The sequence below is a fragment of the Halomonas sp. AOP27-A1-41 genome, assembly GCF_052378605.1.
Classification (GTDB): Bacteria; Pseudomonadota; Gammaproteobacteria; order Pseudomonadales; family Halomonadaceae; genus Vreelandella; species Vreelandella citrativorans.
In genome coordinates this window covers 73,926-86,372 of sequence record NZ_JBQSXT010000010.1, presented here as the reverse complement: position 1 = coordinate 86,372, position 12,447 = coordinate 73,926, and the positions used below count along the sequence as shown (strand labels likewise).

11 protein-coding genes are annotated in these 12,447 nt (G+C 55.7%); 6 read left to right on the top strand and 5 right to left on the bottom strand.

Translation table 11 applies throughout. The features are described 5' to 3' along the window. Positions 1-67 precede the first annotated feature (67 nt). The 5 genes from bfr to lptF all read right to left on the bottom strand — a co-directional run bounded on the left by bfr (position 68) and on the right by lptF (position 3,736). Positions 68-553 carry a bacterioferritin gene (gene bfr, locus ACT3TC_RS08730; protein WP_172118571.1) on the bottom strand — a complete coding sequence of 162 codons (486 nt, stop codon included), beginning with the start codon at positions 551-553 and terminating at the stop codon, positions 68-70. Positions 554-733: 180 nt separating this feature from the next. Beyond that, positions 734-940: a bacterioferritin-associated ferredoxin gene (locus ACT3TC_RS08725; protein ID WP_087109929.1), complete on the bottom strand. Its 207-nt coding sequence runs from the start codon at positions 938-940 to the stop codon at positions 734-736. A gap of 201 nt (positions 941-1,141) precedes the next feature. Further along, positions 1,142-1,606: an RDD family protein gene (locus tag ACT3TC_RS08720; protein WP_444621814.1), complete on the bottom strand. Its 465-nt coding sequence runs from the start codon at positions 1,604-1,606 to the stop codon at positions 1,142-1,144. Further along, on the bottom strand, positions 1,599-2,663 hold the full coding sequence (lptG, locus tag ACT3TC_RS08715; RefSeq protein ID WP_444621813.1) for an LPS export ABC transporter permease LptG: 1,065 nt from the start codon (positions 2,661-2,663) through the stop codon (positions 1,599-1,601). Before lptG ends, ACT3TC_RS08720 begins: the two co-directional genes overlap by 8 nt. After that, positions 2,663-3,736, bottom strand: a complete 1,074-nt coding sequence (gene lptF, locus ACT3TC_RS08710; protein WP_444621812.1) for an LPS export ABC transporter permease LptF — start codon at positions 3,734-3,736, stop codon at positions 2,663-2,665. The genes lptG and lptF overlap by 1 nt, the downstream gene beginning before the upstream one ends. 122 nt (positions 3,737-3,858) lie before the next feature. Between lptF and ACT3TC_RS08705 the strand changes: the two genes are divergently transcribed. The 6 genes from ACT3TC_RS08705 (at position 3,859) to ACT3TC_RS08680 (ending at position 12,423) form a co-directional block, all read left to right on the top strand. Next, entirely contained in the window at positions 3,859-5,376 is a 1,518-nt protein-coding gene (locus ACT3TC_RS08705; RefSeq protein ID WP_444621811.1) for a leucyl aminopeptidase, read from the top strand. 153 nt (positions 5,377-5,529) lie between these two features. Continuing rightward, positions 5,530-6,639, top strand: a complete 1,110-nt coding sequence (locus ACT3TC_RS08700) for a branched-chain amino acid aminotransferase (RefSeq protein WP_193056458.1) — start codon at positions 5,530-5,532, stop codon at positions 6,637-6,639. Positions 6,640-6,708: 69 nt separating this feature from the next. Continuing rightward, entirely contained in the window at positions 6,709-7,140 is a 432-nt protein-coding gene (locus ACT3TC_RS08695; protein ID WP_441677904.1) for a DNA polymerase III subunit chi, read from the top strand. Between the two features lie 79 nt (positions 7,141-7,219). Then, positions 7,220-8,257 carry a PDDEXK nuclease domain-containing protein gene (locus tag ACT3TC_RS08690; protein WP_172118565.1) on the top strand — a complete coding sequence of 346 codons (1,038 nt, stop codon included), beginning with the start codon at positions 7,220-7,222 and terminating at the stop codon, positions 8,255-8,257. Positions 8,258-8,310: 53 nt separating this feature from the next. Continuing rightward, entirely contained in the window at positions 8,311-9,501 is a 1,191-nt protein-coding gene (locus ACT3TC_RS08685) for an MFS transporter (protein WP_444621810.1), read from the top strand. 63 nt (positions 9,502-9,564) lie between these two features. Beyond that, on the top strand, positions 9,565-12,423 hold the full coding sequence (locus ACT3TC_RS08680; protein ID WP_444639765.1) for a valine--tRNA ligase: 2,859 nt from the start codon (positions 9,565-9,567) through the stop codon (positions 12,421-12,423). Positions 12,424-12,447: the final 24 nt, after the last annotated feature.

Here is a 12,447-nt window from a genome sequence, read left to right as displayed (position 1 = left end):
AAAAAATGCCCCCGACACTGTCGGGGGCATTTTTGTGAGCGGTCGTCAATAAGTGCTGGGCTAGCGCTTACTCGTGGTCGCCCGCCAGCTGCATTTGGCGCAGCATGTAGTTCTGAATACCGACCTGCTCAATCAACTTCAACTCGGTTTCGATATGGTCAATGTGCTCTTCTTCATCGGCGAGCAGGTCACGCAGCAAATCACGTGAAACGTAGTCTTTAACGCTTTCACAATACGTGATGGCTTCGATGTAGTCGTTACGGCCGTCGTGCTCAATACGCAGATCGCTTTCGAGCATCTCTTTAACATTTTCGCCAATGTGCAGCTTGCCCAAGTCCTGAAGATTAGGAATACCTTCCAGGAACAGGATGCGCTCAATGAGCTTATCGGCGTGCTGCATCTCTTCAATGGACTCGTCATATTCCCATTTGGCGAGTGCTTTTAGGCCCCAATCCTTGTACATCTTGGCGTGCAAGAAGTACTGATTGATAGCGATAAGCTCGTTACCTAACGCTTTGTTGAGATGCTGAATTACCTGGGGATCACCTTTCATGACGTCACCTTTTCGTTGTAATGCTGAGAGTTCATCTAAGCAATCAAACAGTTACGTTAACAAAGGAGTATAGGCCACGCAAAGGCATACTCCCAGCTTTCTGAGAGTATAAAGAAGAGATCAAAAAATTCAAACAAATCAGTTATTTGCTAACGATAACTCTAACAAGAGTGATTCGCGTCATACGGCGTAAGCGAGACTCATATCGGCTTCCAAACGGGCATTTTGTACCGCTTCACGCGTTAGCGATTTAGCCATACAAGCGCACTTGCCGCACTGGGTCGCACAGCCGGTGGCTTCACGTACTTCTCGCCAGCTGCGCGCTCCGTCGCTCACCTGCTGACGTATCTGATGATCGGTTACTCCCTTGCACACGCAAACGTACATGGCGACACCTCATTAATCACATGAGGTGAATGTAAATGATTCGCATATATCTTTGCAAGTAAAAAAAGATGCTCTTTAGCAGTGATTGCCCTTAGCATTTAGCTTTTATTATTCAATTCAGATTGTTAGTTATTTAGTTGCGAAACACCTAATACGAATTTTGCCCACGGAAACCTCTGATTAACGTAATGAGCACACTCGTTAGTCAGAGGTTTTCTGGCGTTTCGGTACTATTACCGTGCAAGTATGAGAGGCGATATCTGGCCAGCTGCGCCGCTGCTTATCGACAAGCACCCACCCATAGCCCATGCCCAGCGCCGCCAGCGAAAGCCAAGCCGTGACACAGCGAACAAGGCCTTGCTTAAGGGTGATTTTTTGCCCGCTCGGTGCTTGCACGCGCAGGTGCCATGCCTGCATACCCAGCGTCATGCCGCTACGAGACCAGAAAAAGCAGAAGAAAAAAGTGACGGAGACCAGTAACAGCGCGCGCAGGCTCCAAACCGATAGCGCAGAAGCCCCCACGGCTTCAACGGGCTGCCCCAACACCAGTCGAAAAAAAGCCAGATGGACGATTGTTACGGTCAGCCAGAGCGCCACTACCAACACACTGTCGTAGAGCAGAGCCCCCAGGCGGCGACCTAAACCAGCGCCCATGACGTCAGCCATTACGGCGCAGGAAGTAAACCCCAACAGCAGCGCAGGCGAGTGTTGGCACCAGCACTGCCCATACGGGCGAAAACCCAAAGATCGTCGACGCAGGCGCAAGCAGATCCTGCATATATTTAAATGACAGCCCGGTCACGACGCCATAAAAGACGCGAGTCCCTGCCGCTACAGTACGCAGCGGGCCAAACACGAAGGACGCCGCTATCAATACCAGCGATCCCATGGTGAGGGGCATTAAGACTTTTTGCCAAAAGTACAACAGCGGTTGATCCGCCGTTAAGCCTTGCTCTTGAAGGTAGCGTGAATACGCCCATAGCTCGCTGGGTGCCTGACTATCGACCGAGCGCAGCAGCCGCTCTAACTGCACCGGCGTAATCTGTGTTTCCCAAACAGCACTGGCCTGATAGTCGGATTCAGTGCGGTCATCATAGATACGTGTCGTGGTGATGTTTGCAAGCCGCCAGGCGCCCTCTTCCCAGTGCGCCCGGTCAGCGTGGGTGGCTTCCACCAGGCGGCGCCCATCAAACCGGTAGCGGGTTAAATCAAGCACGACCTCATCGGCCCGTATGGCACCAAATCGGTAAACGCTGTCGTCTTCAAACTGCCAGCCGCTACGGCTGGCGGGTTGAGCGCTTTCCCCCTGGCGCTGCTCAAGCCGCCACGCTTCGGCAAACTGCTCGGTGCGCGGGCTTACAAACTCAGCAACCAGTAGCACGGCCACAACCACCAGCAACACCGGTTTCATCACGCCCCAAACGATGCGCGCCAGCGAACGACCTGAAGCACGCATCACGGTCAGCTCGTTGCTGGAAGCCATACTTCCCAAGCCAATGAGCGCGCCTATCAGTACCGCTACGGGCGCGTATTGATAAAACCGCCAAGGCACGCGCATCAGCAGATAGAGAAACACATCAAGCGCGGTAAAATTCCCTTGTACATCGCTCAGGTCGCCAATGTAGGCAATGGTGATATCCAGCCCCAGCAGGACGAACTGCACAACGATAATTGCCCCCAGCACGTTGCGAGCGATGTAACGATCCAGACGATCAGCCAGCATTAGCGCATCCCCTTACGTTGTGAGCGCCACAAAAGCAGCAAACCGAGGCCTAAAAACAAGAGATGCACGGGCCAAACGCCAACCAATGGCGAGAGCTTTCCACTGCCAATCGCATCGACCGCTGCAAGCAGTAAGCTCAAATAAGCCACATACAAAAACACCGCCGGTAGTAGCTTGGCAAACCGGCCCTGGCGTGGGTTCACCCGAGAAAGCGGCTGGGCGATGAGCGCTAATACAAAGACCATGAACGGCAAACCGGTACGCCACTGAAACTGCGCCTGGGCGCGTGGGTTAGGGTCATCCCAAAGCGCCGCGGTGGTAGCGTACTCAATAGAATCAAACTCCTGAAGGCCGCGACTTAACCCCAGGCGCATCGTATAGCGTTCAAACGTTAGCCGCTGGGCATCCTGCTGTCCCGGCACCACACCGTAACGCTCGCCATTTTCCAATACTAAAAAGCGGCTGCCCGTTTCAGCGCGCGTTTCCTGATACCCCGAACCGGCCCGAGTAACAAAGCTATGTGGGTTTTCTGTATTAGGCCGTTCATGAACCAACACCTCCTGCATCTCGGTGCCGTCGCTGCTGAAATCGCTGATATAAGCGGTACGCCCACCACCGAAATCCTGGAATCGCCCGGGCGCCAGTACCGATACATCCAACCGGCTGCGCTGCTCTTCAAGCGTTGCTGCCGTTTGCAACGCCCCGGCGGGGGTTAGCCACAAGCTACAAAAGCCCACCAGCACCGCCACTACCGAGGCGGGCAGCAACGTTACCCGCAACAGCTGCAGAGGGCTCATGCCGCAGGCCACCATTACGGTGATTTCGCTGTTCATGTACATTTGGCCATAGGCCAGCAGGATGCCCAGAAAAAACGCAAGCGGCAGCACCAGTTCCATAAAGCCAGGTAGATGAAACACCATCAAGCTACCCAGAATGGTAACGGGGATATCTCCCTCCGCCGCGTCAGAGAAGTAACGAATAAAACGACTGCCCATAATGACCAGCAGTAAGATCCCTGCCACAGCCGACATGGTGAGTAACACTTCGCGAGTTAAGTACCGAAATAAAATCAATGCCCTCTCCGGCTAATCGTGCAGGATGCCATGCAATGCGCCCATGGCTTGGGTACACTAACCCAACACCCAGTACGGGGCATTATCCCGAATCCCTCGATGCTTGTCTTGTTGGAGACGTTATGGAATTTTCCGTTCAGACCGCCAATCCGGCCAAAACCGAAACGGCTTGTCTCGTCATCCCCATGTTTAAAGGTAGCGACTTGTTGCCCACGGCCGCCAGCCTGGACGACGCCAGTGAACGTTTAATCGGTCAGTTGCTTGAGCGCGGCGATTTCGATCCTGCTCTTGGCAACGTACAGATGATTCCTTTCGCGCCGGGGCTTTGCGCAGAACGGCTTTTGTTAGTAGGCCTCGGAGAGCGCGAAAAGTGCCAGGAAGGCGCCTTTTTAAAAGCGCTGGATGCGGCCATGGTGGCGCTGACCAAGCTGCCCGTCGACGAAGCAAGCATCGCGTTTAATGATGTTCCTCTTGAAAGCCGCGACAGCAGCTGGAAAGCGCGTAAGGTGCTGGAGGCCGCAGAACGCGCGGTTTACCGCTTTGACCAGTTTAAGTCGCAGCCAGCGCCTTTAGCACGCTTTAACGCACTCACGCTGTTTAGCGAGCCTGAAAACGCGACGCTTACCCAACAAGGCGCCCAGATTGGCACAGCGATTGGCCAAGGCATCAACTACGCCCGCACGTTGGGCAATTTACCGGGCAATGTGTGCACGCCAAGCTACCTGGCCCAACAGGCCGAGCAGTTGGGCAAGACGTCCAACGGCGCGTTAGAGGTGGACATTCTCGACGAAGAGGCGCTGGATGCCCTCGGCGCTGGCTCACTACTGTCGGTTGGCCGTGGCAGCCACGAACCTACGCGCTTGATTGTCATGAAGTACAACGGTGCGACGGAGAGTGAAGAAGCCCCCCACGTCCTGGTAGGCAAAGGGATCACGTTTGATACCGGCGGCATTTCGCTGAAACCCGGCGAAGGCATGGACGAAATGAAATTCGACATGTGCGGCGCCGCCAGCGTATTCGGCACCGTGAAGACCATGCTTGCGCTCAAGCCCAAGCTCAACCTGGTATTTATTGTCGCCGCCGCAGAAAACATGCCCGATGGCCTTGCCACCAAGCCTGGCGATATTATTAAAACGCTGAAAGGTCTAACGGTTGAAGTGCTTAATACTGATGCCGAAGGCCGCTTGGTACTGTGCGACGCACTGACCTACGCCGAGCGCTTTAAACCAGCAAGCGTTGTCGATATCGCCACGCTAACAGGCGCGGTAATTGTTGGCCTGGGCCACCACGCGACGGGCCTGCTCTCCAACGATGACGACCTGGCGCTCGATTTGCTGGAAGCCGGTGAAGCCTCCTGGGACCGCGCCTGGCATTTACCCTTGTGGGATGAGTACCAGGAGCAGTTGGAATCCAACTTTGCCGACCTGGCCAATATTGGCGGGCGCCCGGCAGGTACGATTACCGCCGCGTGCTTTTTATCGCGCTTTGCCGATCATTTCCCATGGGCGCACCTGGATATCGCCGGTACCGCCTGGCACTCGGGCAAACAGAAAGGCGCCACCGGCCGCCCGGTTGGCCTGCTTTCCCAGTACCTGCTAGACCGTGAAGCCGACGGCCAGGTAGAAATCAGCGCCAACTAATCGCACGGATCGTGCGCTCAATGGTTGCCTTTGAGTGCCACAACCGTTAAATCTGGAAGTATTAGCGTGTGCTCTATCGTTTATGGCACGCGCTACGCTAACGACACGCTTATATCGCCCTTCGGGGCCTGGCTCTAGCGGAGAAAACACGCCGTGCCCACTAGCTCTACGACTCGTTTTGAAATCCTGCCGTCCAATCAGCCAACGGCCGACAGCATTCGTGACAACATCCTGACCAACCCAGGTTTTGGCAAGCACTTCACCGACCACATGGTCAATATCCGCTGGACGGTCGATGCCGACTGGCACGGCCATCAGGTACGCCCCTACGGCCCGCTGACGCTCGACCCGGCCGCATCGGTCCTGCATTACGGCCAGGAAATTTTTGAAGGCATCAAAGCCTACCGCCATGCCGATGGCTCGGTCTGGACCTTCCGCCCGGAGAAAAACGCCGAGCGCTTCCGCCGCAGCGCCCGCCGCCTGGCACTGCCAGAACTCTCCGATGAAGACTTCATTGGCTCCATCAAGGCGCTGCTGGCTCAGGACACGACCTGGGTGCCCACGCCGTCAAGCGATGCCGACGAATGCAGCCTTTACCTTCGCCCGTTCATGATCGCTTCAGAAGCCTTTTTAGGCGTACGCCCGGCTCACGAAGTCGACTACTACGTGATCGCTTCTCCGGCAGCGTCTTACTTTAAAGGCGGCATCAGCCCGGTTTCCATTTGGCTCTCCTCGCACTACAAACGGGCAGCCCCAGGCGGCACCGGCTTTGCCAAGTGCGGCGGTAACTACGCAGCCTCATTGGCCGCGCAAAAAGAGGCCGAAGCTCACGGCTGTGGCCAAGTGGCCTTCCTTGACGCTGAGGAAAGCAAATGGGTTGAAGAGCTGGGCGGCATGAACCTGTTCTTTGTTTTCAAGGATGGACGCTTGGTGACGCCACGCTTAACCGACACCATTCTGGAAGGCGTTACCCGCAACTCGGTGCTCACACTTGCGAAAGACGAAGGTTTAACCCCCGAAGAGCGCCCAATCAGCATTGACGAGTGGCGCGAAAGCGCGGCGTCCGGCGAGATTACCGAAGTGTTCGCCTGCGGAACCGCGGCAGTCATCACTCCGGTGGGCGAGCTGGTGACGGAAAATGAGCGTATTCGCCTGAACGGCGACGGTGGCAACGAAGTGGCCATGCGCATTCGTAAAAAGCTGCTCGACGTGCAGTACGGGCGCAGTGAAGACAAACACGGCTGGCTCACCCGGTTGGTGTAATGCCTCCCTCCGCCGCCAGCCCTGGCGGCGGCACTGTTTTAAACGCGTTTTGAAAGAGCTGGAGCCGCTATGGCGCGCATCGATTTTTATATCCTCCCGGATACCACCCTGGAAGCGCGTTTGGCATTCGCCTGTAAGCTGGCCGAAACCATTTGGCGTAAGGGTTACCGGCTACACCTTCACTGCGAAGACAAGGCCTTGGCCGAGCAGGCTGACGCAGCCCTGTGGAATTTTCGCGAAGACGCCTACCTGCCCCACGCGCTTGAAGACAGTGAAATGGCGGCCAGCGTACCGATAACGCTGGGCTGGCAAACCCTGCCTACGCCCAAAGCAGAAACCGCGCTTCTCAATCTGCACCCCGATATTCCTGATGGCGTTGAGCGCTATGCGCGCGTTGCCGAAATTATCAACCAGCATCAACACGTTCTGGTCGCCAAACGCGCCTGCTGGCAGCGCTATAAAGAACTGGGCCACGAAGTGGTGCCGCATAAGCTTGGGTAATGCCAGAGCTCCGCGAAAGCGCCCAATCAACCCCCGAAGAACATAATTCAGGTCTTGTTGATCGAAAGGATCAAACGATATGAGCCAGCCCTCAACTCAGGATTCAATACTCCTGCCTGAGCTTCGCCAATTAATCGACATAGCAAGAGAGCGGGCAGCAATATCCGTCAATGCTGAATTAACGCTTCTCTATTGGCAATTAGGCAACCGCATTCATCGGGAAATTCTGAGGCAAGAGCGGGCCGGTTATGGTGAGCAAATTGTCTCTTCACTGGGGAGACAATTAACGAGTGAGTACGGCCGTGGATTTTCGGCAAAGAATCTACGCCATATGATCCGCTTCGCCGAGACATTTCCTGAAGAGAAGAAAGTCTCCGCACTGCGGAGACAGTTAAGCTGGACCCATATAAAAAGCCTGATTTATCTCGACGATTCGCTCAAGCGCGATTTTTATATCGAGCTATCTCAGCTTGAAGGCTGGTCGTCCCGTCAGTTACAGCAGCGCATCCAGTCAATGTTATTTGAGCGAACCGCTATTTCCCGCAAGCCGGATGAAACCATTCATCATGAGTTACAAAACCTGCGCAACGCTGGCCAACCCTCACCACAGCTACTGTTGAAAGATCCTTATGTGCTGGATTTTCTCGGCTTAAATGATCGTTACCTGGAGCGAGATCTGGAAGACGCTATCCTTCGCGAGATTGAGCAGTTTCTTCTGGAGCTGGGCGCAGGATTTACGTTTGTGGCGCGCCAAAAGCGCATTCAGATTGATGACGAGGATTTCTACATTGATTTGCTGTTTTACAACCGCAAGCTTAAGCGGTTGGTAGCGATCGACCTTAAACTGGGGCGCTTCAAGGCTGAATTTAAAGGCCAGATGGAGCTTTATCTGCGCTGGCTGGCTAAACATGAGCAAGAAGCTGATGAAAATCCGCCGCTAGGAATCATTCTCTGTGCCGGTAAGCAACAGGAACAGATTGAACTGCTGGAGCTAGATAACAGCGGTATTCACGTGGCGGAATACCTGACCGTCCTACCATCCCGCGAGGCCTTGCAGGCCAAACTGCATCAATCTATTGAAAGCGCTCGGGCTCGCTTATCGAGCGAACAGGAGTAGTTCTTTTTGGATACTCAGTTTTAACAACAATAACTCAACGCACGAGAGTACTAATGCAGACCTCCTCCAGGCTAACCCGCTACCCACTGGCAGTTATCGTCCTCGCTCAGCTGTTTGGCACCTCGCTGTGGTTTAGCGTTAATGGCGTTGGCTTGGCATTGCAGGAGGCGGAGGGTCTTAGTGAAGGTGATCTCGGTTTACTGACCATCGCGGTGCAGGCCGGGTTTATCACCGGTACGCTACTAATCGCCATTACCGGCCTTGCCGACCGCATGCGGGCAAGCCATCTGTTTGCGCTGTCAGCAGTGCTCGGTGCGCTTATCAACGCGGCATTTATTGGCGTTGCCGACAGCATAACGCTGGCGGCAGTGGCACGCTTTGCCACCGGCCTATGCCTGGCAGGCATCTACCCGCTGGGCATGAAGCTGGTGGTGAGTTGGACACCTTCGCATGCGGGCGCGGCCCTGGGCTGGCTTGTCGGCATGTTAACGCTAGGCATCGCCTCGCCCCATTTACTGCGCGGATTAACGTTGCACCTGCCCTGGCAATGGCCACTGCTATTGGCATCGCTGTTGGCACTGGTCGCAGCGTTGATGGTTTTCCGGTTAGGCGTTGGCCCCCACCTACCTGCCAAAGCCGGAAGCGGGCGCCCCTGGGCCGGACTTGGTGCGTTCAAGCAGCGCCCGTTTCGCAAAGCCGCACTGGGCTACTTCGGCCACTGTTGGGAGCTTTATGCATTCTGGGCGCTGGTGCCCTTTTTGGTTAGCCGCGAGCTTGAGCGGCTCAATGCGTCAGCAAGCCTGCAGCCGTGGCTAAGCTTTGCCGTTATTGCCCTTGGCCTGCCTGGCTGCGTGTGGGCTGGCCGGTGGAGCCGGAAAGCGGGTAGCGCCCACGTTGCGTTTGTGGCGCTATTAACATCGGGCGTACTTTGCCTGGTTTACCCGCTATTGGGCAGCCTTTCACCCTGGTTACTGCTGGCGATGCTGGGCGTTTGGGGCGTTAGCGTGATTGCCGATTCAGCACAGTTTTCGGCGCTGGCATCGGCCCACGCGCCAGCCGAACGGCTGGGCGCGGCCTTGGCCATGATGAACGCTATCGGCTTTGGTTTGACCATCCCCTCCATTGCCTTGGTAACCGCCCTTTGGGCAAGCCAGAGCGTGGTGGTTATCTGGTGGTTGTTGCCAGGCCCTGTGTTGGGTTTAATCGCGATGCGTGGGTTACATCTCCCCTCGGCAAAGGCCTGACGCTCTGCCTCTTATCGCGCTATACTTGTCACCATTTTTTTGCACGTTGTGAGCCGACTCCCCATGGAAAAGACCTACCAACCCGAACAGATTGAAACCCGCTGGTATCAGCGCTGGGAAGCCGATAACCGCTTTGCCCCTTCGGGTAAGGGCGCGCCTTTCTCCATCATGATTCCGCCGCCCAACGTCACCGGCAGCCTGCACATGGGCCACGCGTTCCAGGACACCATCATGGATACCCTGACGCGCTGGAAGCGAATGCAGGGTAACAATACGCTGTGGCAGGTAGGTACCGACCACGCCGGTATCGCCACGCAAATGCTGGTTGAGCGCAAGATAGCGGCAGAAGAGGGCAAAACGCGCCACGACCTGGGCCGCGATCCGTTTATTGATAAGGTTTGGGAGTGGAAGGAAGAGTCTGGCGGGCACATTACCCGCCAACTGCGCCGCATGGGCGCCAGCGTTGATTGGAGTCGCGAGCGCTTCACCATGGATGACGGTTTCTATAAAGCCGTTCAGGAAGTCTTCGTGCGCCTGCATGAAGAGAAACTGGTTTATCGTGGCAAGCGGCTGGTCAACTGGGACCCGACGCTGCACACGGCGATTTCCGACCTGGAAGTGGAGAACAAGGAGCAGCAAGGCAGCTTCTGGCACTTCCGTTATCCGCTGGCCGACGGCGTTAAAACCGCCGATGGCAAGGATTATGTCGTGGTGGCCACCACCCGCCCCGAAACCCTGCTGGGCGATACCGGCGTTGCAGTCAACCCAGAAGATGCGCGATACGCCTCGCTGGTGGGCAAGTTTATTGAGCTACCGCTGGTGGGCCGCCGCATCCCTGTAGTGACCGACGAACACGCCGATATGGAGAAAGGTTCGGGGTGTGTGAAAATCACCCCGGCCCACGACTTCAATGACTATGAAGTCGGCAAGCGCCAAAACCACTTACTGATCAACGTCTTTTCCAAAGACGCCACGATTCTTGAGCAGGCGGAAATCTTCAACCTTAAAGGCCAGCCCCAGCCGGAAGAAGACGCTAGCCTGCCCGCCAAGTACGCAGGCCTTGATCGTTTTGAAGCGCGTAAACAGATTGTCGCCGATATGGACGCACTTGGCCTGCTGGAGCAAGTCGAAGCCGTTAACAACACCCTGCCCTATGGCGACCGCTCGGGTGATGTGATTGAGCCGCTGCTGACTGACCAGTGGTTTGTGGCGGTTGAAAACCTTGCCAAGCCCGCTATCGAGGCAGTGGAAAAAGGCGACATCCAGTTCGTACCCAAGAACTACGAAAACATGTATTTTGCATGGATGCGCGACCTGCAGGATTGGTGTATTTCCCGCCAGCTATGGTGGGGCCACCGCATTCCGGCGTGGTATGACGCCGAAGGTAACGTCTACGTTGCCCGCACCGAGGCCGAAGCCCGAGAGAAGCACGGCCTGAGCGCTGATATAGCGCTGACTCAGGACGAAGACGTGCTGGACACCTGGTTCAGCTCAGGCTTATGGACCTTTGGCACACTTGGCTGGCCAGAAAAAACCCCGGAACTTGAAACCTTCCACCCCACCAGCGTGTTGGTGACAGGCTTTGACATCATCTTTTTCTGGGTCGCCCGGATGATTATGATGACGCTGAAGTTCACCGGCCAGGTGCCCTTCAAAACCGTGTATGTCCACGGCCTGGTGCGTGATGGGCAGGGCCAGAAGATGTCCAAATCCAAGGGCAACGTACTCGACCCAATTGATCTTATCGACGGCATTACGCTGGATGCACTGCTTGAAAAGCGCACCGGCAATATGATGCAGCCGCAAAAAGCCAAGGCGATTGCCAAAGCGACCAAAGACGAATTTAAAGACGGCATTGAAGCCCATGGCACCGATGCGCTGCGCTTTACGTTCCTCTCGCAGGCCACCACTGGGCGCGATATTAAATTTGATATGAACCGCCTAGAAGGGTACCGCAACTTCTGCAATAAGCTGTGGAACGCCTCGCGCTACGTGCTCATGAATGCTGAAGGCGAAGATTGCGGCATCGCTTCTCAAGGTCAGGGCAGCAAGGTGGAACTGTCGCTGGCCGACCGCTGGATCATTTCCGAGCTGCAGAAGACCGAAGCCCAGGTGACCAAGGCGATGGACGAATACCGCTTTGACCACGCCTCGCAAGCGCTCTACGAGTTTGTCTGGAATGAGTATTGCGACTGGTATCTCGAGCTTTCCAAACCAGTGCTGTGGGACGAAAATGCCTCCGCTGAAGCCAAGCGCGGCACACGGCGTACGCTGGTGCGCGTGCTAGAAACCATTCTACGCCTGGCGCATCCGATGATGCCGTATATTACCGAAGAGATCTGGCAGCGCGTGTCACCCTTGGCGGGCACCTTGATGGGCGAAGGCGCCTCGCTGATGCTTCAGGCATGGCCGGAAGCTGACGAGAGCAAGATCGACGAGCAGGCCACCCGCGATATCGAGTGGCTGAAAGGTGTCATTATCGCTGTGCGTAACATTCGCGCCGAGATGAATATAGCCCCCGGCAAGCCGCTGGACGTGCTGTTAACCAAAGGCAAGCCGGAAGATGCCAAGCGCCTGGAAAGTAACCGCCATTTCCTGGCCAAGCTGGCCAAACTGGAAAGCGCGAGCTGGCTTGAAAACCCCAACGATGCCCCGCTTTCAGCAACGCAATTAGTAGGCGATATGGAAGTTCTGGTGCCGATGGCCGATCTAATCGACAAAGACACCGAGCTTGCTCGATTGAATAAAGAGATCGAAAAGCATGACAAGCTAATGGTTGGCATTGAGAAAAAACTGGGCAACCCCGGATTTATGTCTAAAGCCCCCGATGCCGTCGTCGAAAAAGAGCGCGGCAAGCTTGCCGAGTTCCAGTCGGCTAAAAAACTGCTGCAAGAACAGAAAACCAAGATTGAAGCGCTGTAGGTCCGCCGGGATACGACGACCCAC

Excerpts from the sequence above, each read along its gene's own strand:
- ACT3TC_RS08685 (WP_444621810.1), top strand. The coding sequence starts at position 8,311 with ATGCAGACCTCCTCCAGGCTAACCCGCTACCCACTGGCAGTTATCGTC.
- lptG (WP_444621813.1), bottom strand. The coding sequence starts at position 2,663 with ATGCTGGCTGATCGTCTGGATCGTTACATCGCTCGCAACGTGCTGGGG.
- ACT3TC_RS08705 (WP_444621811.1), top strand. The coding sequence starts at position 3,859 with ATGGAATTTTCCGTTCAGACCGCCAATCCGGCCAAAACCGAAACGGCT.
- ACT3TC_RS08725 (WP_087109929.1), bottom strand. The coding sequence starts at position 940 with ATGTACGTTTGCGTGTGCAAGGGAGTAACCGATCATCAGATACGTCAG.
- ACT3TC_RS08720 (WP_444621814.1), bottom strand. The coding sequence starts at position 1,606 with ATGGCTGACGTCATGGGCGCTGGTTTAGGTCGCCGCCTGGGGGCTCTG.
- ACT3TC_RS08695 (WP_441677904.1), top strand. The coding sequence starts at position 6,709 with ATGGCGCGCATCGATTTTTATATCCTCCCGGATACCACCCTGGAAGCG.
- ACT3TC_RS08680 (WP_444639765.1), top strand. The coding sequence starts at position 9,565 with ATGGAAAAGACCTACCAACCCGAACAGATTGAAACCCGCTGGTATCAG.
- ACT3TC_RS08690 (WP_172118565.1), top strand. The coding sequence starts at position 7,220 with ATGAGCCAGCCCTCAACTCAGGATTCAATACTCCTGCCTGAGCTTCGC.
- bfr (WP_172118571.1), bottom strand. The coding sequence starts at position 553 with ATGAAAGGTGATCCCCAGGTAATTCAGCATCTCAACAAAGCGTTAGGT.